The following is a 25,226-nucleotide window of genomic DNA, read 5'->3' on the forward strand; positions in this document are numbered from 1 at the left end:
TGCAGGGGGCTGCATAGGAAATACAGCGAGGCCGAATGTAACACCGGTTTTAGCGGCACGTCCAGCACTCAGACAGAAAAAAGCCCCACCATATGCGGGGCTTCTTCATCACGACCTGGCTCAGATGTTGCTGTCGAGGAAAGCCGCCAGTTGCGACTTCGACAACGCGCCAACCTTGGTGGCCTCGACATTGCCGTTCTTGAACAGCATCAGCGTCGGAATGCCACGCACGCCGTACTTCGGCGGGGTGTCCTGATTTTCGTCGATGTTCAGCTTGCAGACTTTCAGCTTGCCTTGGTAGGTCTGGGCGATTTCGTCCAGGACCGGAGCAATCATCTTGCACGGGCCGCACCACTCTGCCCAGTAGTCAACCAGCACCGGGCCTTCGGCCTGGATCACATCCTGATCGAAACTGGCGTCGCTGACATTGGTGATGAATTCGCTCATGGAAAATCTCCGTGTTCGGAAGCAAAAAGTGGTCGCCATCATAGCCCGCCTTTCCCGACACAGGAAGGCGAACGCCATTGAGACTATCTATAGGCCTTGGCAAAGAACCGCGCAACTCCAGCCGTAAACAACGGACCCTCCAGCCCAAGACAACAACCTGCGACATCGGTATGCGTTGGCGTGCCCCACCTATCGTGGCACGATGGCGGCGTACCGCATTGAGAAAGCCCCATCATGCCGCATACCCCTGCAGAGTCATTTCCCTTGATTGCAGCCATCGACCTGGGCTCCAACAGCTTCCACATGGTGTTGGCCAAGGCCGATCACGGTGAGCTGCGCATCCTCGAACGCCTGGGTGACAAGGTGCAGCTGGCCGCCGGCATCGACGAGCGGCGCCTGCTCAACGAGGAAGCCATGCAACGCGGCCTCGAGTGCCTGCGCCGTTTCGCCCAACTGACTGCCAGCCTGCCGGAGGGTGCGGTGCGCATCGTCGGCACCAATGCCCTGCGCGAGGCGCACAACCGCGGCGAATTCATCCGTCGCGCCGAGGAAATCCTCGGCCATCCGGTCGAAGTCATCTCCGGCCGCGAAGAAGCGCGACTGATCTACCTCGGCGTGTCCCATAGCATCGCCGACACCCCGGGCAAGCGCCTGGTTACCGATATCGGCGGCGGCAGTACCGAATTCATCATTGGCCAGCGCTTCGAGCCGTTGCTGCGCGAGAGCCTGCAGATAGGTTGCGTGAGCTACACCCAGCGCTACTTCAAGGACGGCAAAATCACCCCGGCCCGCTACGCCCAGGCCTATACCGCGGCACGCCTGGAAATAATGGGTATCGAGCACGCCCTGCACAGGCTCGGCTGGCAGGAAGCCGTCGGCGCGTCCGGCACCATCAAGGCCATAGGCCTGGCGATCCAGGCCGCTGGACTGGGCACTGGCGAGATCAACCCGGAAGGTCTGGCCTGGCTCAAGCGCAAGGTGTTCAAGCTCGGCGACGTGGAAAAACTCGACCTCGGCGGTATCAAACCGGATCGCCGCGGGATATTCCCCGCCGGCCTGGCGATTCTCGAAGCGATTTTCGATGCCTGCGAGATCGAGCGCATGTCGCACTCCGAAGGCGCCCTGCGCGAAGGCGTGCTCTACGACCTGCTCGGCCGCCATCACCACGAAGATGTACGCCAGCGCACCCTGAGCGCGCTGATGGAGCGCTACCACGTCGATCTGGAGCAAGCCGCCCGGGTCGAGCACAAGGCCCTGGAAGCGCTCGATCAAGTGGCCGACAGCTGGGAGCTGGGCGACGAATGGCACCGCGAACTGTTGATCTGGGCCGCGCGGGTGCATGAACTGGGCCTGGACATTGCCCACTACCAGTATCACAAGCACGGCGCCTACCTGATCGAGCACTCCGACCTGGCCGGGTTCTCACGCATGGATCAGCAGATGCTCGCACTGCTGGTACGCGGTCACCGGCGCAATATTCCTAAAGACAAGCTTGGCGAGTTTGGCGATGAAGGCATCAAGCTGATCCGCCTGTGCGTACTGCTGCGTTTCGCCATCCTCTTCCATCACATCCGCGGCACCCATGAGATGCCGCAGGTGCAACTGCGGGCAGCGGCGCAAAGCCTGGAGATTCGCTTCCCGAAGGACTGGCTGGCGAGCAATCCGCTGACCCAGGCGGACTTCATTCAGGAAGCCGAGTGGCTCAAACGCACCGGTATCGAACTCAGCGTGCGCTGACCAACGGCACCGTCAATTTCTCCAGCAGCCCGGCCTGCGCGCTGCGCGGGTTCTGGTTGCCGGTTGGGCTGCTACGCAGGTAGCGTCCGTCCGACTGCAGCACCCAGCTCTGGGTGTTATCGGCCAGGTAAGCCTCCAGCTCCTTCTTCACCCGCATGATCAGCTTCTTGCCTTCCACCGGGAAACAGCTCTCAACGCGCTTATCCAGATTGCGCTCCATCCAGTCGGCGCTGGACAGGTAAATCTTTTCCTCACCTTCGTTGAGAAAGTAGAACACCCGCGTGTGCTCGAGGAAGCGGCCGATGATCGAACGCACGTGGATATTGTGCGACACACCCGGAATACCCGGACGCAGGCAACACATGCCACGCACCACCAGGTCGATACGCACCCCGGTCTGGCTGGCCTTGTACAGCGCGCGGATGATCTTCGCATCGGTCAGCGAGTTGAACTTGGCGATGATGTGCGCCGGCTTGCCCTCGTTGGCCGCGGCGGTTTCCTTGGCGATCAGCTCGAGCAGGGTTTTCTTCAGGGTGAAGGGTGCATGCAGCAGTTTCTTCATGCGCAGGGTCTTGCCCATGCCGATCAGCTGGCTGAACATTTTTGCCACATCTTCGCCCAGCGCCACATCGGCGGTGAGCAGGCTGTAGTCGGTATACAGCTTGGCGTTGCCGGCGTGGTAGTTGCCGGTCCCCATGTGCGCGTAGCGGACAATCTCACCACTCTCGCGGCGCAGGATCAGCATCATCTTGGCGTGGGTCTTGAAACCGACCACCCCATAAATCACCACCGCACCGGCCGCCTGCAGGCGGCTGGCCAGGGCCAGGTTGGACTCCTCATCGAAGCGCGCGCGCAGCTCGATCACCGCGGTGACTTCCTTGCCGTTACGCGCGGCCTCGACCAGCGCATCGACGATTTCCGAGTTGGCGCCGCTGCGGTACAGGGTCTGCTTGATCGCCAGCACGTGCGGGTCTTTCGCCGCCTGGCGCAGCAGATCGACCACCGGCGTGAAGGACTCGAACGGGTGCAGCAGGAGAATGTCCTGCTTGCTGATCACGCTGAAGATGTTGTCGCTGTTTTGCAGCAGCTTGGGGATTACCGGGGTGAACGGCGGGTATTGCAGCTCCGGGTGACTGGCCAGGCCGGTGATGCTGAACAGGCGGGTCAGGTTGACCGGGCCACTGACCCGGTACAATTCACTCTCGCTCAGGCTGAATTGCTTGAGCAGGTAATCGAGCAGCGGCCGCGGGCAGGTGTCGACCACTTCAAGACGCACCGCATCGCCGTAACGCCGCGAGAACAGCTCGCCGCGCAGGGCGCGAGCCAGGTCCTCGACGTCTTCGGTGTCCACCGACAGGTCGGCGTTACGGGTCAGGCGGAACTGGTAGCAGCCCTTGACCTTCATGCCCTGAAACAAATCGTCGGCATGCGCGTGGATCATCGAGGAGAGGAATACGTAGTTGTCGCCGAGGCCGCCAACATCCTCCGGCACCTTGATGATCCGCGGCAGCAGGCGCGGCGCCGGGATGATCGCCAAGCCCGAATCGCGACCGAAGGCGTCGATGCCCTCCAGCTCGACGATGAAGTTCAGGCTCTTGTTCACCAGCAAGGGAAACGGGTGAGTCGGGTCCAGGCCGATTGGCGTGATGATCGGCGCGATCTCGTCGCGAAAGTAGCGACGCACCCAGGCCTTCAACTTGGTGTTCCAGTGACGCCGGCGGATAAAGCGCACCTGGTGCTTTTCCAGCGCTGGCAACAGGGTGTCGTTGAGAATCGCGTACTGGCGGCTGATCTGTTCGTGCGCCAGCTCGGAAATCCGCGCCAGCGCCTGATGCGGCTGCAAGCCATCGGCAGCGGCCTGTTCGCGGGCGAAATTGATCTGCTTCTTCAAGCCGGCGACACGGATCTCGAAGAACTCATCCAGGTTGCTGGAGAAAATCAGCAGAAACTTCAGTCGTTCCAGCAACGGGTGGGACTCATCCAGCGCCTGTTCCAGCACGCGGATATTGAATTGCAGCTGCGACAACTCGCGGTGGATATACAGGCTGCTGTCGTCCAGGCTTGGCACCACCATGGGCGGTGCCGGCGTGGGCGCAGGCGTTTCGAGCGGCGGCAGGATTTCCGCTGGCAGTTCAGCGACGACCGCTTCGGCAGTCTGCAATTCGCTCTGGGTGAGTCCTTCGGTGGTCATTGGATCGTCCTGCGGGACTAGTGCCCCGGCTGTAACAGTTCTGCCGCGCGAACGGCGAAATAGGTAAGGATGCCATCGGCACCGGCACGCTTGAAAGCGGTCAGCGATTCGAGAATCACCGCCTCGCTCAACCAGCCATTCTGGATCGCAGCCATATGCATGGCGTACTCGCCACTGACTTGATAGACAAAAGTTGGCACCCGGAATTCCTGTTTGACCCGCCAGAGAATGTCCAGATAGGGCATGCCCGGCTTGACCATCACCATGTCGGCGCCTTCCGCCAGGTCGGCGGCGACTTCGTGCAGCGCCTCGTCGCCGTTGGCCGGGTCCATCTGGTAGCTGGCCTTGTTGGCCTTGCCCAGGTTGGCTGCCGAGCCCACGGCATCACGGAACGGGCCATAGTAGGCGCTGGCGTACTTGGCCGAGTAGGCCATGATGCGCACATTGGGAAAATCGGCCAGCTCCAGGGTCTCGCGGATGGCCTGCACCCGACCGTCCATCATGTCCGACGGCGCGACCACCTGGGCGCCGGCTTCGGCATGCGACAACGCCTGCTTGACCAGGGCGTCGACGGTGACGTCGTTCTGCACGTAGCCGTCTTCGTCGAGGATGCCGTCCTGGCCGTGGGTGGTGAAGGGATCCAGGGCCACGTCGCTGATGATGCCCAGCTCCGGGAAGCGCGCCCGCAGAGCACGGATCGCGCGCTGGGCAATGCCCTCGGGATTCCACGCCTCGCTACCGTCCAGGGATTTTTTCTCCAGCGGCGTCACCGGGAACAGCGCCAGCGCCGGAATGCCCAGGGCTACCCACTTCTCCGCTTCCTGCAGCAGCAGGTCGATGGACAGACGCTCGACACCCGGCATCGAGGCGATCGCCTCGCGGCGGTTGTCACCGTCAAGCACGAACACCGGCAAAATCAGGTCGTCGACGCTCAAGCGATTCTCGCGCACCAGGCGCCGGGAAAAATCATCGCTACGGTTGCGCCGCAGGCGGGTGGCGGGAAACAGGCGATTGGCAGGGGTAAAGCTCACAGCAGACTCCATGGCCCGTAGGAACGGGCAAGCGTGACAGTTATAAGCCACCATTATGACCAAATGATGACGAGCGCAGGCACAACTGCGCCAATGCGTCGCGGTAGCCTGCAGATATTGTGTCCACCATGCCACAGTCGTCGAGCGGCGCGCCGTTTTCCCGAGTGGCGCAAGGGAGTAGGCTGAGCGCCCGATCATTCGACCGCCCCCATGCTCGAAAACCTCCTGCAGCAATTTGGCTATCCCGCGGTGCTGCTTGGCACCTTTCTCGAAGGCGAGATGTCGCGGCTACTGGCGGCGTATCTGGCTCTGCGCGGCTACCTGAGCATCGAAGGGGTGGTGCTGTGAGCATTCGGCGGCACCTACGCCAGCGACCAACTGTGGTATTTCCTCGGCCGCCGCCATGGCCGCCGCATTCTCGCCCGCCGGCCACACTTGCAGGGCCTGGGCGACAAGGCATCGCTGCTCCTGCGCCGGCATCCGGATTTGTGGGTATTGGGCTTTCGCTTCATCTACGGCATGCGCACGGTGATGCCGCTGGCTATCGGCCTGTCCGGCTACTCATGGCGACGCTACCTGCTGCTGGACGCCATCGGCGTGGCCATCTGGTCTACCGGCCTGGGTCTGGCGGCCTATCACCTGGGCGCGGAGCAGGTGGTAACCCCCAGCAGCATCCCGCCCACAGAGAGGTGGTCTAGCGGATGTAATTCATCCCAGACCCATATCGCTGCCACAGCCCAGCGGCTAGGATTACCTTCAGGAGCCTAACCTCGGCGTATCGCGTCTTTCGCGCGCCCCCTACCGACCTGAACCTACCCAGGCCGATGATGATGCGCCCGACCCACACAGCGATTCACCTCGTTCAACTTGTCGAGGGTCGGCCGCAGACCAGCCATAATCTGCATAGCCACCTTGGCTCAGCCCAGTGACCAGGAGTTCTCAATGAACAGAAAAGTAGCGGTGATTCTTTCCGGTTGCGGCGTTTACGACGGCGCTGAGATCCATGAAAGCGTGATCACCCTGCTGCGCCTCGACCAGCGCGGTGCAGAAGTGCAATGTTTTGCGCCGAACGTGCAGCAACTGCATGTGGTCGATCATTACAGCGGCGATGAAATGGACGAGACGCGCAACGTCCTGGTAGAGGCCGCCCGCATCGCCCGCGGCAAGATCAAGGACGTCCGCGAACTGCACGTGGACAATTTCGACGCCCTGATCATGCCCGGAGGCTTTGGCGTGGCCAAGAATCTCTCCGACTTCGTCCTCAGCGGTGCCAACTGCACGGTGCAGCCCGACGTGCTGAGCGCCGCCCAAGCCTTCGTCAAGGCCGGCAAACCGGTCGGCATGATGTGCATCGCCCCGGCCCTGGCGGCCAGGATCTTCGGCCGCGGCGTGGCCTGCACCATCGGCAACGACCAGGAAACCGCCGCCGCCCTGACGCAGATGGGCGCAGTCCATCATGAGTGCGAGGTCAGCGAAGTTGTCGAAGACCACGCCAACAAGCTGGTCACCACGCCGGCCTACATGCTCGCCCAGTCGATCAGTGAAGCGGCCTCGGGTATTAACAAGCTGGTCGACCGGGTACTCGAGCTGACCCACGTCTAGGCCGAAACCGCCAATGCGCGCGGCACACCCGCCGCGCCTCTGGCCAAGCACGGCGACCTGCTGCAGCGTGGTTAACATCTCGCAAAGGCAGGCGCCATGACCACTCCACCTCTAGAACTCAACCCAGAACTGCATCAGGCGGTGAGCGGCTTTTTCCAGCGCATTCCGTTCAACCAGATGCTGGGCATCCAGCTCGGCGAGCTGAGTCCGCAGCGCGTGACCATGCACTTGCCGATGCAGGCTGCGCTGATTGGCAACTTTGTCCACGGCATCCTGCATGGCGGGGTGATTTCCTCGCTACTGGATGTCACCGGTGGCGCCATGGCGCTGATCGGCGCGTTCGACAAGCATCAACACCTGTCCAGCCAGGAGCGCATGGTGCGACTGTCCAAGCTGGGCACCATCGACCTGCGCATCGACTACCTGCGTCCCGGTCGCGGCCAGCACTTCACCGCCAGCGCCGTGTTGCTGCGTACCGGCAACAAAGTCGCGGTGGTGCGCAGCGAACTGCACAGCGATGACGGCACCCTGATCGCGGTAGGCACCGGCACCTACCTGTGCGGCTGAATCAGCTGCGCAAAAGTCGGGTCAGGATGCGATCCAGGCTATTGGCAAAGGCCTGCTTGTCGCGCTCGCCGTAAGGCCCCTGACCACCGCCGATCTGCCCCTGCTCGCGTAGCTCGGTAAACAGGTTACGCACCGCTAGCTTGTCACCCATATTGCTTTCGTTGAACTCGCGACCGCGCGGATCGAGCGCCGCAACACCCTTCTTCACCAGGCGATCGGCCAGCGGCACGTCGCTGCAGATGACCAACTCACCTGGCTGGGCATGCTCGACCAGGTAATCGTCGGCCGCATCAGGTCCGCTGGGCACCACAATCAAGCGTACACAGGCATAGGCCGGTTTGATCTGCGCCTGGCCAGCCACCAGCAACACCTCGAAACGCCGCTTCAGGGCGAACTTGACCACCTGATCCTTGGCCCCCTTCGGGCAGGCATCTGCATCTATCCACACGCGCATCGACTCTCGACCTCCCTAGGTTTGCAGGCATACCCGGCAGTTCAAGTGAACTGCCGCCGTTCAGCAGGGCTGCGCGTCAGGCTGTACCAACCTGCCCACGCCGCCGCTCGCCAAGCCAGCTGCGAGCATAGAACACCAGGATAGCCAGCAGTGCCAGCGCTTGGGCAGACAGGCCATAAGCGTCGGCATGGATGCCCAGCCAGTCAAATTCGAAGAACGCCAGCGGTCGTGTGCCGAGCATCCCTGCCTCCTGCAGCGCGGCGATCCCATGCCCGGCAAACACCACCGATAGGGCGCAGAGCAGTACCGCGTTGACGCTGAAGAAGGTCGCCAGCGGCAATTTACGCGAGCCGCGCAGGATCACCCAGGCCAAGCCCAGTAACAGCAGCAGGGCCACTGCAGCGCCGGCCAGGACCATGCCGTGGCCGTGAGGGCCGGCCTGCAACCAGAGGGTTTCATAGAACAGGATGACCTCGAACAGTTCGCGGTACACCGAGAAGAACGCCAGCACGGCGAAACCGAAGCGCCCGCCACCGCCGACCAGGCTGCTCTTGATGTAGTCCTGCCAGGCCGCGGCATGACGCCGGTCATGCATCCACACGCCGAGCCAGAGCACCATGACACTGGCGAACAAGGCGGTGATGCCTTCCAGCATCTCGCGCTGGGCGCCGCTGACATCGATCAGGTAAGTCGCCAACGCCCAGGTGCCGACCCCAGCCAGCAGCGCCAACCCCCAGCCCAGGTGCACGCTGCGCACTGCCTGCTGTTGTCCCGTATTGCGCAGGAAGGCGAGGATCGCCGCCAGCACCAGGATGACCTCCAGGCCCTCGCGCAGCAGGATCAGCAGGCTGGAGAAGAAACTCAGCGAGTCCGACAGGCCGCTCACGTCGAGCAAGGCGGCAGACTTGCCCAACTCGACCTTGGCCAGCTCCAGGCGCTGCGCCGCCTGGGCTACCGAGAGACCATCCTGCAACGCTTGCCGGTAGGCCATCAGCGCCTTTTCGGTGGCCTTGCGCTGCAACGGGTCGAGGTTGTTCAAGGCACTTTCGACCAGCTCGAAACCTTCCAGGTAGGCGCCGACTGACAGATCGTAGGCCTGCTCCCGCTCGCTGCGCCGATAAGCCGCCAGACTCTGCTCCAGTGTGGTGCGGGTATGCTCGATCAGTTGTAGCGGGCCACGCGACGGCGGCGGTGGCTGGGCGCGCTGGGCGCGGAATTGCGCGGCAGCCTCCTCGCCCTGCTGCTGGGCGATTTCCGCAGGCGGGGTGCCTGCCAGCACGGCCAGACTGAATGGCTGGGTCTGCAGCGTTTGTTCGGCGCCGAAACCGGCGATATAACTGGCCAAGTCCCAACGCTCGCGCGCATCCAGCTGGTCGGCGAACGCCGCCATATCGGTGCCGTCGATGCCCAGGCCGATGGTGCTATAGAGGTCGTATAGGCTCAGCCGATCCATCCGCGACAGATCGCGCAGATTGGCCGGTGGTGGCTCCAGGCCAATCCCTGCCGGGCCATCACCAGCGCCCTGCTCGCCATGACAGACGCTACAGTGCTGAGCGAACAGCGGGGCGCCGCGGGCCGGGTCAGGGGTGATCGCCGGGGTCTGACTGATGGCATAGGCCTTGGCCAGGGTCGCCGCCAATTGCCGGGCCTGAGCGGCGACCTTGTCCCCCTCTTCGCGCCGTTCGATGCCTTGGCGTAGGTTGGCAACGCCCTGCTCCACCTCGGCCTGCTCTGGGCGGGCCGGCAACGCGACGATCAAGCCCTGCAGCACGGCGACAAACTCCAACTGCTCGTGGTATTCAGCGGCGTCGAGCACCTGCCCGTTGGCCACGGTCGCCGGATAATCGGCGCCCAGGTAGCCCAACAAATGCAGAGCTTGGGCCGCGCCCGCAGTGGTGTCGGCCATGCTACTCAGGCTGCAGAGCGCCAGCAGGGGCACGAGCAGCCCGCGCAGTAAACGAGAAGAAGAGAACATATAGGAGTTAGTCACAAATACGAATGAATAGCGTTGCATTGTTACCGGCCTAACTAATTACCTCAAGCCTCCACCCTCCAATGGTGCGTGACAATTTGCCGCAATACTGGAGTGCCCTAGTGAGCCGATGGAGTCGCCTGCAGGAGCCGCTGCAACGCTGGCCTACGGAGCCAGCCGAAGCATTGGCCAAGCCCTCAGCGAATAACTGTTGTAGCGCGCGGATGTAGCCTGGGTATGGGCGATTGCCCGGCATGCTAGCGGCGTTCCAGGCCAACGCCATCGCCACGCACCTGCTGAGCCAGATCGAGCGCCACGGTCCCGCACAGCCCGGTACTTTCTGGGCCTGGGGCGGTCAACCAATACCCTGCTGAGGGTTCATCTGACTGGTGCCAGATTCAGCTAGAAGCGCGGCGCACCGTGGCCAACAGCGCTGCGGCACCGACGAACATCACGGCAAAACTGCGGTTCATCACCCGCTGCTGCCGCGGCGAACGCAATGCCCGCAGCACTCGCGACGCCAGCCCGGTGTAGCCGGCCATGACGACCAGGTCGACGCAGATCATGGTCACGCCCATCAGCAGGTGCTGCATCAGCAACGGCGCCTGCGGATTGAGAAACTGCGGCAACACCGCCAGGATGAAGACAATGGCCTTGGGATTGCTGAAGTTCACCAGAAAACCGCGCAGGACCAGAGTCAGCGGCCGACCTATCGGGCGCTCGGTTTGCGCCGCCATATCGCTGGGCAAGGCTTGCCACTGGCGATAACCGAGGTACACCAGATAGACCACGCCGAACCACTTGATCAGGCCGAAGGCAACTTCCGATGCGGCGAGAATCGCGCCGACGCCGGCGGCGACGATGACGATCTGTAGCGCCAGGCCCAGCTGCAACCCCAGGGCATTCCAGTAACCGCGCCAGAAGCCGTATTGCAGCCCGGCGGACATAGAGGCAATGGCCCCAGCCCCCGGCGACAGACTGATCACCCAACAGGCGACGAAGAACGCGAGCCAGGTTTCGAGCGCCATGGCGAATACCTCAGAACAGAGTGATAAAGGGCTGCCAGCGGACACCGGCAGGCTCGCTAGCCTACCTCTGTCCGCTGGCCATGCCCAGCCAGGCGCTTAGTCCGGCGCACCCTTGCGCAGCTGCACCGGCTCCAGCCCCTTCTTGCGGGCACGCGCACCGCGCATGCGGATATTGACGGCCTCGACCGACAGCGAGAAGGCCATGGCGAAGTAGACGTAACCCTTGGGCACATGCACCCCGAAGGCTTCGGCGATCAAGACGGTACCGACCACGATCAGGAACGACAACGCAAGCATCTTCAAGCTCGGATGCTTGTCGATGAAGTCGCTGATGGTGCTGGCCGAGAGCATCATCACGATCACCGAGATAACAATGGCGGCAATCATCACCGGCACGTTGTCGACCAGGCCGACCGCGGTGATCACCGAGTCCAGCGAGAAGATGATATCGATGATCGCGATCTGCACGATGATGCCCATGACACCATAGGCCTTGCCACCGGCCTGCTGGTCATCCTCTTCGCCCTCCAGGCCGTGGTAGATCTCCGCCGTGCTCTTGAACAGCAGGAACAGGCCGCCGAAGAACAGGATCAGGTCGCGCCCGGAGAAACCCTCGCCGAAGACGTGGAACAGATCCGTGGTCAGGCGCATCACCCAACTGATCGACAGCAGCAGCAGAATCCGCGTAACCATAGCCAGGGCCAGGCCGAAGAAGCGCGCCTTGGGTTGCTGGGCCTTGGGCAGGCGGCTGACCAGGATCGAAATAAAGATGATGTTGTCGATGCCGAGGACGATTTCCAGGGCTGTCAGGGTCAGAAAAGCGATCCAGAGTTCAGGGTTGGCGAGCCATTCCATAATGCGTTAAGTCTCGTGATTGCCAGGGGTTGAAAGTGTTCCGTCACGCCAGGGGCGCACGGCATGTCGAGTGAAAGGTCGGCGCTTTCGAGGCGGGCGTAGATCACCGCTACCTGGCTTCAGCGCGAAGCCTTGCCGGGCGCCTTCGCCACGGCCATCAGCACCGGCATCTTTCCCTCAGCGCTCGCCAGCAAAAACGCCTGACCGAGGGACTGCAGCAACAACCCGCTCTGCTCATAAGCCTTTTTCACCCGCGCCTCGGTAAAGCCATAGCCGGCCCCGGCGTCCGTTACCAGCCAATCCCACTGCACAAGGGTACCTCCCGGCACCAGCAGCGTTGCCAGCAACGACAGGGTCCGCTCATAGTCAGGCAGAAAAGCACAAACGGACGACGCCACGATCAGATCGAACGGCCGCGCCAAGGGCCGACTGTCCGTTAGCCACTCCTCGCTCAACAGCCCCGCCACCGGGGTAACGTTCGGCAGCTGCTTGCCATCGAGTACCGCGATCATCTTGGCGGAAGCGTCCAGCGCCACCACTTCGCGCGCCAGCCGCGCCATGCGTGCGGTCAAGAGCCCCGTGCCACAGCCGAAATCCAGCACGCGCAAACCGCCTAGCTCGATGACCTCGGCGAGCGTGGCAAAGGCGCTCTTGGCGTAGCTGAGCACATCCGGGTTACTGTCCCAGTGATCGGCATATTGGTCCCATTCCATGCTCATGCCTTCACCTCCACTCACTCGTTAGCCTGCCTGGCAATTGCTTAGGTCCGCGACACCGCGGGCCACCGCTGCCGATGGCGATCACGCCTGCTCAACTGGCCGCTGCCAATTCAGCCTGCAAGGTCTCAAGGGTTTCCAGCGCGTCCATCCAGCGCTCTTCCAGGTCGGCTTCATGGCCTTTCAGCTTGGCTTGCTCGGCCAGCGCCTCACGCAACTGATTCTTGCTGGCCGCTTCGTAGATCGCGCTGTCGCCCAGGCTGGCTTCCACGGCAGCCAGGCGCTCATGCAGTTGGCCGAGCTCCTTCTCCAGCTTGTCGGCCTCACGCTTGAGCGGCGCCAGCTGCTGGCGTAGCGCCGCAGCGGCCTGGCGCTGGGCGCGCTTGTCGGTTTTATCCAGATTGCTTTCAGTGTTGCTGGCTGGCGCCTGGCGCACACGGTAATCCACCAACCAGCGTGCGTAGTCCTCGAGATCACCGTCGAACGGCTGCACCCGGCCATCGGCGACCAGGAAGAATTCGTCGGTGGTGCTTTTCAGCAAGTGCCGATCGTGCGAGACCACCACCACGGCGCCGGCGAACTCCTGCAGGGCCATGGTCAGCGCCAGGCGCATTTCCAGATCGAGGTGGTTAGTTGGCTCATCGAGCAGCAACAGGTTGGGCTTGCCCCAGGCGATCAGGGCCAGGGCCAGGCGCGCTTTTTCGCCCCCGGAAAAATTCAGCACGGGTTCGTCGCAGCGCGGGCCGCGGAAATCGAAACCGCCGAGGAAATCGCGCAGCGTCTGCTCGCGCTCGGTGGGTGCCAGGCGCTGGAAATGCAGGAGCGGGCTGGCCTTATCGTCGAGGGCGTCGAGCTGATGCTGGGCAAAATAGCCCACCACCAGGTTCTCGCCAAGCTGCAAGCGGCCGCTGATGGGTTGCAACTCGCCCGCCAGATTCTTGATCAGGGTCGATTTACCGGCCCCGTTGGGTCCGAGCAAACCCAGGCGCGCACCCGGCGCCAACTGCAGTTTGACCTGTTCGAGCACCACCTTGTCGCCATAACCGAGACGGCCTTCGCTCAGGTCCAGCAGCGGGCTGGAAATCTTGCTGGCCTCGCGAAAGGTGAAGTCGAAGGGCGAGTCGACATGCGCGGCGGACAACTCTTCCATGCGCTCCAGCGCCTTGATCCGGCTCTGCGCCTGGCGCGCCTTGGTTGCCTGGGCCTTGAAGCGGGCGATGTACTTTTCCATGTGCGCGCGCTGCGCCTGCTGCTTCTCGAACGCCTGCTGCTGCTGAGCCAGGCGCTCGGCGCGGGCGCGTTCGAAGGCCGAGTATCCACCGCGGTAGAGGGTCAACTTGCGCTGCTCGACGTGCGCAATGTGATCGACCACCGCATCGAGAAAGTCGCGGTCGTGGGAAATCAACAGCAGGGTGCCTGGATAACTCTGCAACCAGCCTTCCAGCCAGAGGATCGCATCCAGGTCCAGGTGGTTGGTCGGCTCGTCGAGCAGCAACAGGTCGGATGGGCACATCAGCGCCTGGGCCAGGTTCAGGCGCATGCGCCAGCCACCGGAGAAATCACCGACGCGGCGGTCCATCTGCGCACTTTCGAAACCCAGGCCGGCGAGCAATTTGCGCGCACGCGCATCGGCGGCATAACCATCGAGGTTATCCAGCTCGGTATGCAGCCGTGCAATTGCGACGCCATCGTGCGCCGCCTCAGCCACGACCAGGTCGGCCTGCACCCGGCGCAGTTGTACATCGCCATCGAGCACATAGTCCACCGCCTGGCGCTCGACCGCGTCGATCTCCTGACGCATATGGGCAATGCGCCAGTCGGCGGGGATCAGGCAGTCGCCCGCGTCCGCGCTGAGCTCGCCGCGAAACAAGGCGAACAGGCTGGATTTGCCGGCGCCATTGGCACCGATCAGGCCGGCTTTTTGGCCGGGATGCAGGGTCAGCTCGGCGTCTTCTAGCAGACGCTGCGGGCCACGCTGTAAAGTGAGGTTCTGGAGTCGAATCATAATGGCGGCGGAGTCTACCAGAGTCGCCCGCGGCATACCCGGAAAGCACTATGCATCCTGACCTGTGGCGTTTCGCCGAAGACCTCTATCGCCGCCCTGGCGTCGAGACCGCCTGCCTGCACCTGCAGGCTCAGGGGAGTGATATCTGCCTGCTGCTCTGCGGCGCCTGGCTCGGCTGCCGTGGTGTGGCCTGCAGCGCCGAACGAGCCGACGGCCTGCGCGCCATAGCCCAGCCCTGGCAGCGCGAGGTGGTCAGTGCGCTCAGGCACGTCCGCCAGCAATGGCGCGCAGCCGCTCACCACGACAGCGCACTGGCGGCGCTGCGCGAGCAGATCAAACAGCTTGAACTGGCGGCCGAACGCGAACTGCTGCAACGCCTGGCGTCATGCGGCCATGACTGGCCAGGCGATACTGCCGAAGACATACATGACTGGCTGCACTCGCTGGCCTTTGCGACCACGGCAGCCGACCGTGACGCGCTGCAGCTGCTGCACGCCGCAGCCCGACAAGTTTAGGACGCTTTAGGCGGGGTGCTGCCCGCAGGCACGGCAGTGGCTGCAACGGGCTCTGCCGGCGAGCTGACAACCGGGGTTGCCGCCGTGGGTTTAGCGACCGCTGGCTTTTTCGCCGCGGGCTTGACTGCAGCTTTAACCGCAGGCTTCGCCACTGGCTTACTCGCCGCTTTGCTTGCCACGGGCTTGGCGGCCGGCTTGGCTGCCACAGGCTTAGCCGTGCTGGTGGCAAGCGGCTTCTTGGCTGCCGGCTTGGCCGGTGCCTTGGCAACTGGCTTGGCGGCCGCAGGAGCAGCTACTGGCTTCGCCGCGGGCTTAAGCGGTGTCTTGCCGGCCGGCTTGGCAGCGGCGCCTGCTGGTTTGCTTGCCGCGGCTTTACTGGCAACCGGCTTGGCGACAGCTTTGACTGCAGGCTTAGCCGCGGGCTTAGCCGCGGGCTTAGCCACAGGCTTGCTAACAGCCTTGGCAGGCGCTTTGCTCGCCGCCGGCCTGGCAGTGGCCTTGGCTACCGGCGTTTTGGCAGCGACCGGCTTGGCTGCTGGCTTGACGAGCACTGGCTTGGCTTCATTGCGGCCGAGGGCCTTGCTGGCAGCCTCCTTGACCTTGCCTACCCCCTGGGCGAGCTTCAGGCTTTCCTGCGCGTCGCGCTTGAGACCGACGATATAATTGCGGGTCTCGCTCTGCCGGTCCTTGAGGGTATCGAGCAAATCTTCCAGCTCGGCCACCGCATCCTTGGCCTTGGCCTGCGCCTTGGCCTTGCCCGCCACCGCCGCATCCTGCAACCTGACGCGGGCGTTATGCAGCTTTTCCTGGGCCTTGCCGCGCTGCTTCTCCAGCTTGCCGAGCAGCTTTTCAGCTTCGATCAGCGCTCGCGAACACGCATCCTCAAGATGTTCGAGCAAGCTGCTGGAGAGTTGATGGAGCAGGTGCAGCGGGGTACTTACCGATTTCTTCTTGGTGTTCTTTTTGGCCGACATGGCACGCCTCCGGGCGGATGTAGATGCCAGTCATACTAGCAGCCTGTCGGAGAATAGTAATTGGCTCGAAATTGTAGGCAGGCGCCGAGGAACGCAGCCCAATCACATCTCCCCGCTGGCGTTCACGCTGCGCGGCTTCGGCCTAGGATCTGGATCTGGGAGAGCGACTTAAGCCAGTGAGCCCGAAAGATCGAACGCACCAAGCGACTGCTTGAGGGGATTGACAGGCAGCTGGCTGCGACAGGACAAACACTCGCGCCAACCAGGGCGGCGGAAACCGCATCCCCGCCAAAGCAAAGACCAAGCCCCGCTTGCTCAAGAGGGGCAAGCTGGCACCTGATGGTCGAGCCGACGTGGCTCGACGGCATCGACCGAGGCCCTACTGGCAGGCGATTGAAAGTCGCCTGCTAGAGTACGGGAGCCGGGACCGAAGCCAGCTGCTGATGCGCGTTATGCAGCACTTCGATCAGGCAGTCTTCCAGCTCGAACCGCTCATGCAGCAACGGCCCCAAGCGCTGGAGTTCTTCGCCCAGAGACACGCTATCGTGGCAATCGCCATTGTCGCAGCGGTCGTTGAACGTCAGAGCGACCTCGGTGATCACTTCGATACGTGGGTAGATCTGCTTGGCCAGGTCGAGGCCACGCTGATCGCCAAAGGCCTTGGCTTCATTGGTCAGCTGTTCATAGACCTCGAAATGCCCGGCGGACACGTAGTCGACCAGAATTTCGCAGAACCTCTGCAAGGCTTGCGCATTGGTAATGGGTGCTTGTGGGGAATTGCTGATGGCCGTAAAGGCACTCACCAATTCCTGGCGCTCCTGCAACCAGCGATCGATCAGCAGGTGAACACCACCCCAACGTTCCTGGGCGTTCTGACAACTATCGAGCATGATGGCCTCACTTCCCTTATCGGTATTTCTGTTATACGTCCGATCCGAGACGGTTTTTTGTCAATCGGCAGATGGTCTTGGAAAAGCGACCGGAAACGGCAGCTTTCCGGCGGTACTTGCGAGCCAGATTATGCTCGCGAACCTGCGTCATCAAGGCGCTTGGTCGAGAAAATTTCATACGAGCGTTTAATCGGTGTCCCGCGTGGCGGCTGGCCTGGAGAAACTCAGCCAAACCCCACACGACGCTTGCTTGCACTACAACATATGCAGACCAACTTGCACAGCATGGGTTGAATAATCAGGCCCATCCCATGATCGACATCAAGCGGATCGACACACTATCGGTGGCGATGCGTCCCTGCCCCCGCCAACACCTGGGAAAATCCGCCTATCAGCTGGCAACTGGCGCAGGTAAAGGCAGGCTGTTCAGGCGTTGATCGAGTAGCCCCAGCCCTTCCTGAAACAAACAATTGCTCTGCTCGGTTTCGCCCAGCCGGGCCAGCAGGCGTGCCAATTCCGCACAGGTTTCCGGGTGGCGCTGAAACACCAGGCTAGTCTCGAAATATTCTTTGGCCTTGCCCCATAACTGGCACTGCAAACACAGCCGACCCAGTGTCAGCAACAAGCCTGCATCACTCGGGTGCTGCTTCAACCAACCCTCGGCCGCTTGCAACTGGCGCGCAGGGTCGCGCCCGCGCAGCAAGCCATAGAGTCGCACCAGGCGACTGTCATAGCTGCGCTTGAGCGCCGTATGCAGTAATTCTTCGGCTTCGGACTCAGCGCCCAGCACACGCAAACGCTCGGCATAGACAGCCAGCAACTCCGGTTCCTGGCGGTGCGCCGCTGACAGTTGCTGCCAGGCTTGCGCCAGCGTCGCCAAAGCATCCTGTCCGCCGCCTTCGTCAATCCGACCGGCATCCGCCAGCCGGCCACTCCAGGCCTGCCGCTCGAGCTCGGCCAACTGAGCATCAGCGAGAACCTTGTCCTTGCGCAACTCCGGCAACAAGCCGAGCAACGCCGACCAATCGCCACGCTGCACATACAGCTGCTGCAGCTGACTCAGTACCAGTTGGTGGTGGGGATGGCGCTCGCTCATCACCTGCAAGGTCTCCAGCGCCGCATCGGCTTGACCGCGCGCCAATTGCAATTCGGCATGGGTCAGGGCGATGGCCAGCTCGGCTTGCGGCTGCCGCGTGAGCGCCTGCTCCAGCAACTGATCACTGTCTTCCGCCTGCCCCAGTTGATGCGCGGCACGAGCGGCACCCAGGTAATAGGCCAGGGGTTGCTCCTCGCCTGCGGCGGCTCGGCGCAAATGGCGCAAGGCCGACGCCCAACGACCTTCGGCCAGATCGAGAAAACCCTGCTCGCGGGCCAGACGCACGCGGCGACGGCCATGCAGACGCGACCAGGGATTGACCAGCCCGCCCGAGGTGACCACCAGGCGCAGCATCAAACGCAGCAGATAGAGCGATAGCCAGACTAACGTGACCAACGCCAGGAAAGCCCACAAGCTCGACTCGTAGCGAAAGCCCTGGTAGGCGAACAACACGTAGCCCTTGTGCTCGGCTACTGCCAGGGCGAGCAACGCCAGCCCCGCAGCGACCGCCAGCACGACGAGCAGCAGATAAACACGCTTCATGGGCGAGCCTCCTCCACGTTCGGCAGCGCTTCTGCCGGCGCGTCACGCTCGAGCTGCGCCCGGGCTGTCTGCTTGCGCTGGATATAGGCCTGCACTGCGTTGAGCGAATCACTCAGGTCCGGCGCGACCACCTCGACCGGTTGCTCGAGCAACTCCTCGATGCGTGCACGCAAGGCACGACTACTGGGATTGTCCAGATCGAAATGCGCATCCAGCACCTCGCGCGCCTGCACCAGCGACTGCCGATATACCGGGGTCTGCCCGTGCAGCGCCGCCCACTGCGCCTGCTCCAGGGCCAGGCTGAGGGCCAGGCGCACCTGCGTCAGACTCTGCCCGGCGAGCAACGGCCGAATATTCTGATCGGCGTTGAAGTCGATGCGGAAATACTGCGACAGGGTCTCAAGCCACTCCGCCCACCAACTGCTGCCATCACCCTCGGCGGCCAGATCACTGAGCACCCCACCGGAACTGACGAAGGTTGGGTTCAGCGCATGCAACTGCGCCACCTGCTCACGCAACGCCGCCAGCTGAAGGAACAACCCGGTGCGATCGGGATTGACGGTTGCGCGCAATGCCTCGAGGCTCTTGGCCAATTGCTCGCGCGCCGCGAAAGCGGCAGGATCGTCCTGCCCGCGGAGAATCTCGTCGGCGCCCTGCACCAAGGCTTCGGCACTGTCGATATCCTGCAAGGCCGACAGGCGCAGACTGGCAAGGCGTAACAAATGCTCGGCCTCAGCCAGACGCCAATCCTGGCGGCTGGCGCCGAGGACCGTCTCTAGGCGCTGATTGAGCAGCTGCTGATCGCCTTGCAACTGCGCGACCAGACGGCGGCGAGCATCCAGTTCATCGGCATCGGGCAATTGCTGCAGGCGAGCATCCAGTCCCTGGGTGCGCTGGGCCAAGACTTCGGTCTGACTGCGCGCCTCCGCCAATTGACTGAGCTGCTGCTGGTCGCGCACCTCCAGATTGCGCAATTGCCATAAGCTCCAGCCACCCACCGCCACTCCCACCGCGCCCAACAACAGTGCTAGCAAGGCCAGGCTATTGCCGCGTGAGGGTGATTTTTCCGCAGGGGCTGGCGGTGTAACAGCAGGCTCCTCCGCTACTGGCTGCTCTTGTTTTTTCGGGCTAGTCGCTTCGCTCACGTATCCATCCTTTGCATCAGAGGTCGGGGCAGGTTGCGCCTGCAACGCCGCCAACAACGCCACGGCATTCGCGCCACGGCAGTCCACAATACTTTCGGCGCCAGCAACACGCGCCTGCTCAGCCACACGCGGGCTAGGTACGAACAAGGGTAGTCGAGCCAGCGATGGCCAGTGCGCGCCCGCCAACTCAAGCAGGTGGCTAAAGCCCTGCCCACTGCTGACCACCAGGCCATTCAAGCGTTCCGCCTGCACCCGTTCGGCAAGTGCCGCTGACGGATAGTGCGGCAACAATCGACGGTACAGTGACAGATAGTCGACCGCCACGCCCTGGTCGCGCAAGCGCTCGGCGAGAAGCTCCCGGCCGCCCTCGCCGCGCAGAATCAGCACGCGAGGAGTGAGCGCCGCAGCCAGCGCCTGCTGCAACTGCGGCAGCGCGAGCAAAGCCTCGCTGTCATCGCCATGCGCGGGGAAATGCACGGTCAGACCATAGTGCTCGAGGATTTCGGCGGTGGCTGCACCGACACTGAACCAGGGCTGCTCGGTCGGCGGTTGCGCCCGGTAACGGTCGAGCAACTCCAGGCCAAGCCGCGCCGCCGGTTTGCTCACCACAATCACCGCGCAGTAGCGATCAAGCTCGAGGATGGTCGCGCGCTGCTCCGGCGTCTCGGCCAGGGCCTCGATCGCCAGCAGCGGCAGGCTGCTGCTGTAGATCCCCTGTTCGGCCAGAGTCGCGGCCAGGGCCGCGCACTCCTCGGCCGGACGGGTCAACAGCAGGCGCCAGTTGCTCACTCGGCATCGGCCTCAGCGTAGACAGCCTGCAAAATCTCCGCGGCACCCTGCGCCAGCAGCGCCTCGGCGACGTGCACACCGAGTTGCTCGGCCTGCGCCGCCGGCGCGCGACTTTCTGCACACAGCAGCACGCCACCATCGGGCTGACCAACCAGGCCGCGCAACCACAATTGCTCGCTTTCAAGTACCGCATAGCAGGCGATCGGCACCTGGCAGCCACCATTGAGCCGCTTGTTCAGTGCCCGCTCGGCGGTGACGCGCAAGGCCGTCTCGTGATGGTTCAATACTGCCAGCAAGGCATGGATCTCGGTATCGGCGCGGCGGCATTCGATCCCGACCGCACCCTGCCCGCCCGCCGGCAAGCTGTCTTCGACACTGATGGAGGCGCGAATACGCGCGGCAAAGCCCAGACGAATCAGGCCAGCGGCGGCGAGGATAATGGCGTCGTACTCACCCGCATCCAGCTTGGCCAGGCGGGTATTGACGTTGCCACGCAGAAACTGGATTTTCAGGTCGGGTCGCCGGGCCAGTATCTGCGCCTGGCGACGCAAACTGGAGGTCCCGACCACGCTGCCGGCTGGCAGGGCATCCAGGCTGTCGAAACTGTTGGAGACGAAGGCATCGCGCGGGTCCTCGCGCTCGCAGATACAGAACAGGCCCAGGCCAGCGGGGAAGTCCATGGGCACATCCTTCATCGAATGCACGGCGATGTCGGCCTCATTCTCGAGCAGAGCGGTTTCCAGTTCTTTGACGAACAAGCCCTTGCCACCGATTTTCGCCAGCGGCGCATCGAGCAACTTGTCGCCACGACTGACCATCGGCACCAAGCTGACTTTTAGACCAGGGTGAGCCAACTCCAGGCGGGCCTTGACGTGTTCGGCCTGCCACAGGGCCAGGGCGCTTTTACGGGTGGCGATACGAATTTCGCGGGACATGGGCAATTCCAGAAAACGAACTGCCTGGAATAATAACAGGGGCCGCACAGCGGGTGGGGGACGGCGTGTGGAATGCAGAGCATGCGCCCCACTCCTCATGCCCTTCCCGACCCACTCGCCTACAAACCCTACAAACCCTACAAACCCTACAAACCCTACAAACTGTTCATCAGCTTGCGCACCCCGGCCACATGCCGGCGGCTGACGATCAGCGCGTCGCCATTAAGACCTTTGAGGAATAGCTGAAAGTGCCCGATCGGGGTGCGCTGCAAGCGTTCGATGCGTTCACGGGCGACCAGGGCATTGCGATGGATGCGCACGAAGCGATCACCAAACTCGTCTTCCAGCGCCTTGAGCGGCTCGTCCAGCAGCACTTCGCCGCCAGCATGGCGCAGGGTCACGTATTTATGATCAGCGATGAAGAAGATCACCTCATCGAGCGGAATCAACTCGATGCCTTTACGGGTGCGCGCACTGATATGGCTGCGCGGGCCGACGCCGCTCTCCGCAGCGGGACGAGTCAGGGCAGCGAGTTGCACCCGGTTTGGCCGCTCGGCCTTTTTCAGCGCCTCACTGAGATGTTCCGCGCGCACCGGTTTGACCAGGTAGCCCACCGCACTGACCTTGAACGCCTCCAGGGCGAATTCGTCATGGGCCGTACAGAAAATCACTGCGGGCGGCGCTTCACGCTCGCAAAGCTTGGCGGCAACCTGCAAGCCATCCAAGCCCGGCATGCGGATATCCAGTAACACGACATCCGGCTTCAGGCTGTCGATCAGGGTCAGGGCCTCTTCGCCATTGCTCGCAGACGGCTCGAGGACACGGTAGCCATCGAGCTCGCCGACCATACGGCTGAGGCGCTCGCGGGCCAGGGGTTCATCATCGACGATCAGGACATTCATAGGACACGGGCTTCCTGCGTAAGTCTCGCACAAGGATAGCGTAGACAGGTGAAGTGGCGGCCGTCACGGCGCTCCACGCTGAGACTGGCCCGCGGCCCGAAAAGTGCCGCAAGACGCGCATCGATATTACCCAGCGCCTGGCGTGTCCCACGCGAAGCCGGCTGCTCGTGTTGTGCCTCATAAGGGTTGCTGACGCATAACTGGAACACCCCATCGGTATAGCTCGCCTCGACACGCACCAAGCCACCCTCGATGCGTGGCTGGATTCCATAGATCAAGGCGTTCTCCAGCAAAGGCTGCAGCGTCAGCTGCGGAATCGGCAAATCGTTAGGCACATCGACCACCTCCCATTGCAACTGTAGTCGTTCGCCGAGGCGATAGTGCTCAATCGACAAATATCGCTTGGCCAGTTCCAACTCTTCACTCCAGGGCACCAGGCTGCCGGGGTTGGCCAGGCTGGCGCGAAACAGGTCGGACAGATCCAGCACGGCCTGCTCGGCCTTGAGCGGGTCGATCACCACTAGGCTGGCGATACTGTTCAAGCTGTTGAACAGAAAGTGTGGCCGAATCCGCGCTTGCAAGGACTCGATGCGCGCGCGCAACTCAGCCTGTTCCTGCTTTCGCCATTGGCTCTGCAGATAGAAATAGCGTAGCAGCAGTGCAGACATGATCATGCTGATCAGGGCGTGACGCAGGTAAAGGTTGACCTCGCCAGCATGTGGCAGCGGCCCGCCGAGGTCGTAATAATCGGCCACTGCGGTGCAGGCGAGCGTCAGCCCGACCACGATCAGACAGCACAGCACGCCCGCCAAAGCCGCACGCCAGCGCGCCAGCAGGGGCCGCAGACGACACAGCAGGGCCGCCGAAAGCAACAGGATCCACTGCACGAACAGCGAGGTCAGCGCCAGGCGCACCCAGTCGAAGCCCGGCAACATCGGCTCGGCCAGCACCAGTACCAGCACCAGCAACTCGGCCAGCAAGACCATGCTCAGCAGCGCTTCCGGCTCGCACAGCTCCGGGACGAAGAAGTCGTCGATGGGCGCCGGTGGGTTTTTATTGTTCAACCATTGAGTATCCATCGGCGCAGTTTCCCCGTGGCTCGACCGGGCGGCAAGCGAGCCGGCTCCAGTCGGGCAAAATAAACCGCTTAAATACGGCCTGGCTCGGCAAACTGTGAGCCACGCATCACTGCCCAAGCTGTCGCCGTACGCAGCGGCCGACAAACCGACCCGGCGATTTTGCCCGCCAGCCTGTTATTATCGGCGGACTTTTTCCGCCATGCCGGCCGCCACCTGCGGCCCGCCTGTTTTAGCGCATTAGCCGAGCGAAGCCCATGAGCACTGAAAAAACCAATCAATCCTGGGGCGGCCGCTTCAGCGAGCCCGTCGACGCTTTCGTCGCCCGTTTCACCGCCTCCGTCGAATTCGACAAGCGCCTGTATCGCCACGACATCATGGGCTCGATCGCCCATGCGACCATGCTGGCCAAGGTCGGCGTACTGACGGATGCCGAACGCGACAGCATCATCGATGGCCTGACCCAAATCCAGCTCGAAATCGAAGCCGGCCAGTTCGACTGGCGCGTCGATCTGGAAGACGTGCACATGAACATCGAAGCGCGCCTCACCGACCGCATCGGCGTGACCGGCAAGAAGCTGCACACCGGGCGCAGCCGTAACGACCAGGTCGCCACCGATATCCGCCTGTGGCTGCGCGACGAGATCGATCTGATCCTCGCCGAAATCAGCCGCCTGCAGCAGGGCCTGCTGGAGCAAGCCGAGCGCGAAGCCGAGGCCATCATGCCTGGCTTCACCCACCTGCAAACCGCCCAGCCGGTGACCTTTGGTCATCACCTGCTGGCCTGGTTCGAAATGCTCAGCCGCGATTACGAGCGCCTGCTCGATTGCCGCAAGCGCACCAATCGCATGCCCCTGGGCAGCGCCGCACTGGCCGGCACCACCTACCCGATCCAGCGCGAAGTCACGGCCCAGCTACTCGGCTTCGACGCCGTCGGCGGCAACTCGCTGGACGGCGTTTCCGATCGCGACTTCGCCATTGAGTTCTGCGCCGCCGCCGCGATCGCGATGATGCACCTGTCGCGCTTCTCCGAAGAGCTGGTGCTGTGGACGTCTGCGCAGTTCCAGTTCATCGACCTGCCGGATCGTTTCTGCACCGGCAGCTCGATCATGCCGCAAAAGAAAAACCCCGACGTACCCGAACTGGTGCGCGGCAAGACTGGCCGGGTGTTCGGCGCGCTGATGGGCCTGCTGACCCTGATGAAGGGCCAGCCACTGGCCTACAACAAGGACAACCAGGAAGACAAGGAACCGCTGTTCGACGCCGCCGACACTCTGCGCGACTCGCTGCGCGCCTTTGCCGACATGATCCCGGCGATCAAACCCAAGCACGCAATCATGCGTGAGGCGGCACTGCGCGGCTTCTCCACCGCCACCGATCTGGCCGACTACCTGGTGCGCAAGGGTCTGCCGTTCCGCGACTGCCATGAGATCGTCGGCCATGCGGTGAAGTACGGCGTCAACAGCGGTAAGGATCTGGCCGAAATGAGCCTGGACGAACTGCGCCAGTTCAGCGATCAGATCGAACAGGATGTGTTTGCGGTACTGACCCTGGAAGGCTCGGTGAATGCCCGCGACCACATCGGCGGCACCGCACCGAACCAGGTGCGCGCGGCGGTCAAGCGCGGCCAGGCGCTGCTGGCTAACCGCTGAGCCCAGGCGGGCGGGCCACGCTTGGCCTGCCCACCCTAATACCAGACGCCGATGAACGCTGCCAGGCCGCCTGCCTGCGCCAGTGCCTGAGTCTTCCCCGCCGC

General features: G+C 63.0%; 21 protein-coding genes and 2 pseudogenes. 6 read left to right on the plus strand and 17 right to left on the minus strand.

Translation table 11 applies throughout. The annotated features are described in order from the left end of the window. Positions 1-120 precede the first annotated feature (120 nt). Positions 121-447, minus strand: a complete 327-nt coding sequence (gene trxA, locus B2D37_RS16950) for a thioredoxin TrxA (RefSeq protein ID WP_079203790.1) — start codon at positions 445-447, stop codon at positions 121-123. Between the two features lie 234 nt (positions 448-681). Between trxA and ppx the strand changes: the two genes are divergently transcribed. Then, a complete protein-coding gene (ppx, locus tag B2D37_RS16955; protein WP_079203791.1) occupies positions 682-2,184 on the plus strand; it encodes an exopolyphosphatase in 1,503 nt (500 codons plus the stop codon). Here ppx and ppk1 read toward each other — a convergent pair. Next, positions 2,171-4,375, minus strand: coding sequence for a polyphosphate kinase 1 (ppk1, locus tag B2D37_RS16960; protein WP_079203792.1), 2,205 nt, complete (start codon positions 4,373-4,375; stop codon positions 2,171-2,173). The genes ppx and ppk1 overlap by 14 nt on opposite strands. A gap of 17 nt (positions 4,376-4,392) precedes the next feature. Next, complete coding sequence (hemB, locus tag B2D37_RS16965; RefSeq protein WP_079203793.1) at positions 4,393-5,406, minus strand: porphobilinogen synthase; 1,014 nt, start codon at positions 5,404-5,406, stop codon at positions 4,393-4,395. Between the two features lie 210 nt (positions 5,407-5,616). Here hemB and B2D37_RS16970 point away from each other — a divergent pair. The 3 genes and pseudogenes from B2D37_RS16970 to B2D37_RS16980 all read left to right on the plus strand — a co-directional run bounded on the left by B2D37_RS16970 (position 5,617) and on the right by B2D37_RS16980 (position 7,575). Next, positions 5,617-6,174, plus strand: a pseudogene (locus tag B2D37_RS16970) (DedA family protein). Between the two features lie 174 nt (positions 6,175-6,348). Beyond that, entirely contained in the window at positions 6,349-7,008 is a 660-nt protein-coding gene (gene elbB / locus B2D37_RS16975) for an isoprenoid biosynthesis glyoxalase ElbB (RefSeq protein ID WP_079203794.1), read from the plus strand. A gap of 96 nt (positions 7,009-7,104) precedes the next feature. Further along, positions 7,105-7,575, plus strand: a complete 471-nt coding sequence (locus tag B2D37_RS16980) for a thioesterase family protein (protein ID WP_079203795.1) — start codon at positions 7,105-7,107, stop codon at positions 7,573-7,575. Position 7,576: 1 nt separating this feature from the next. Here B2D37_RS16980 and B2D37_RS16985 read toward each other — a convergent pair whose 3' ends face one another. The 6 genes from B2D37_RS16985 to B2D37_RS17010 all read right to left on the minus strand — a co-directional run bounded on the left by B2D37_RS16985 (position 7,577) and on the right by B2D37_RS17010 (position 14,605). Continuing rightward, complete coding sequence (locus B2D37_RS16985) at positions 7,577-8,029, minus strand: YaiI/YqxD family protein (RefSeq protein WP_079203796.1); 453 nt, start codon at positions 8,027-8,029, stop codon at positions 7,577-7,579. A 76-nt stretch (positions 8,030-8,105) separates the two neighbouring features. Continuing rightward, complete coding sequence (locus B2D37_RS16990) at positions 8,106-10,004, minus strand: cytochrome c/FTR1 family iron permease (RefSeq protein ID WP_079205013.1); 1,899 nt, start codon at positions 10,002-10,004, stop codon at positions 8,106-8,108. 395 nt (positions 10,005-10,399) lie between these two features. Beyond that, the gene (locus tag B2D37_RS16995; RefSeq protein ID WP_079203797.1) at positions 10,400-11,029 is read right to left on the minus strand and encodes a LysE family transporter; all 630 of its coding nucleotides are present in this window, start codon (positions 11,027-11,029) and stop codon (positions 10,400-10,402) included. 96 nt (positions 11,030-11,125) lie between these two features. After that, positions 11,126-11,884 carry a TerC family protein gene (locus B2D37_RS17000; protein WP_079203798.1) on the minus strand — a complete coding sequence of 253 codons (759 nt, stop codon included), beginning with the start codon at positions 11,882-11,884 and terminating at the stop codon, positions 11,126-11,128. A 119-nt stretch (positions 11,885-12,003) separates the two neighbouring features. Further along, complete coding sequence (locus tag B2D37_RS17005; protein ID WP_079203799.1) at positions 12,004-12,603, minus strand: class I SAM-dependent methyltransferase; 600 nt, start codon at positions 12,601-12,603, stop codon at positions 12,004-12,006. Between the two features lie 91 nt (positions 12,604-12,694). Continuing rightward, positions 12,695-14,605, minus strand: coding sequence for an ATP-binding cassette domain-containing protein (locus B2D37_RS17010; RefSeq protein ID WP_079205014.1), 1,911 nt, complete (start codon positions 14,603-14,605; stop codon positions 12,695-12,697). 50 nt (positions 14,606-14,655) lie between these two features. Between B2D37_RS17010 and B2D37_RS17015 the strand changes: the two genes are divergently transcribed. Next, entirely contained in the window at positions 14,656-15,120 is a 465-nt protein-coding gene (locus tag B2D37_RS17015) for a TIGR02444 family protein (protein WP_079203800.1), read from the plus strand. Here B2D37_RS17015 and B2D37_RS17020 read toward each other — a convergent pair. From B2D37_RS17020 to B2D37_RS17050, 8 genes and pseudogenes are all read right to left on the minus strand, one after another. Further along, positions 15,117-16,094 (minus strand): AlgP family protein, encoded by a 978-nt coding sequence (locus B2D37_RS17020; RefSeq protein ID WP_079203801.1) that lies wholly within the window; start codon positions 16,092-16,094, stop codon positions 15,117-15,119. The genes B2D37_RS17015 and B2D37_RS17020 overlap by 4 nt on opposite strands. Before the next feature lie 407 nt (positions 16,095-16,501). Next, positions 16,502-16,984: an Rsd/AlgQ family anti-sigma factor gene (locus B2D37_RS17025; protein ID WP_079203802.1), complete on the minus strand. Its 483-nt coding sequence runs from the start codon at positions 16,982-16,984 to the stop codon at positions 16,502-16,504. 391 nt (positions 16,985-17,375) lie between these two features. Then, positions 17,376-18,623, minus strand: a complete 1,248-nt coding sequence (locus B2D37_RS17030) for a heme biosynthesis HemY N-terminal domain-containing protein (protein ID WP_079203803.1) — start codon at positions 18,621-18,623, stop codon at positions 17,376-17,378. Beyond that, the gene (locus B2D37_RS23805; RefSeq protein ID WP_256573207.1) at positions 18,620-19,768 is read right to left on the minus strand and encodes a uroporphyrinogen-III C-methyltransferase; all 1,149 of its coding nucleotides are present in this window, start codon (positions 19,766-19,768) and stop codon (positions 18,620-18,622) included. Before B2D37_RS23805 ends, B2D37_RS17030 begins: the two co-directional genes overlap by 4 nt. Positions 19,769-19,801: 33 nt before the next feature. Further along, positions 19,802-20,557 (minus strand): annotated as a pseudogene (locus B2D37_RS23810) (uroporphyrinogen-III synthase); the annotation flags it as partial. Further along, positions 20,554-21,492 carry a hydroxymethylbilane synthase gene (gene hemC / locus B2D37_RS17040; protein WP_079203805.1) on the minus strand — a complete coding sequence of 313 codons (939 nt, stop codon included), beginning with the start codon at positions 21,490-21,492 and terminating at the stop codon, positions 20,554-20,556. The gene hemC and the pseudogene B2D37_RS23810, both read right to left, overlap by 4 nt. 155 nt (positions 21,493-21,647) lie before the next feature. After that, positions 21,648-22,394 carry a LytTR family DNA-binding domain-containing protein gene (locus B2D37_RS17045; protein WP_079203806.1) on the minus strand — a complete coding sequence of 249 codons (747 nt, stop codon included), beginning with the start codon at positions 22,392-22,394 and terminating at the stop codon, positions 21,648-21,650. Further along, the gene (locus B2D37_RS17050; RefSeq protein ID WP_079203807.1) at positions 22,391-23,473 is read right to left on the minus strand and encodes a sensor histidine kinase; all 1,083 of its coding nucleotides are present in this window, start codon (positions 23,471-23,473) and stop codon (positions 22,391-22,393) included. Before B2D37_RS17050 ends, B2D37_RS17045 begins: the two co-directional genes overlap by 4 nt. 254 nt (positions 23,474-23,727) lie before the next feature. On the opposite strand from B2D37_RS17050, the gene argH reads away from it, so the two are divergent. Further along, positions 23,728-25,122: an argininosuccinate lyase gene (gene argH, locus B2D37_RS17055; RefSeq protein ID WP_079203808.1), complete on the plus strand. Its 1,395-nt coding sequence runs from the start codon at positions 23,728-23,730 to the stop codon at positions 25,120-25,122. The last annotated feature ends 104 nt before the right edge of the window (positions 25,123-25,226 follow it).

The sequence above is a fragment of the Pseudomonas sp. CC6-YY-74 genome (assembly GCF_002025205.1).
Lineage (GTDB): Bacteria > Pseudomonadota > Gammaproteobacteria > Pseudomonadales > Pseudomonadaceae > Aquipseudomonas > Aquipseudomonas paeninsulae.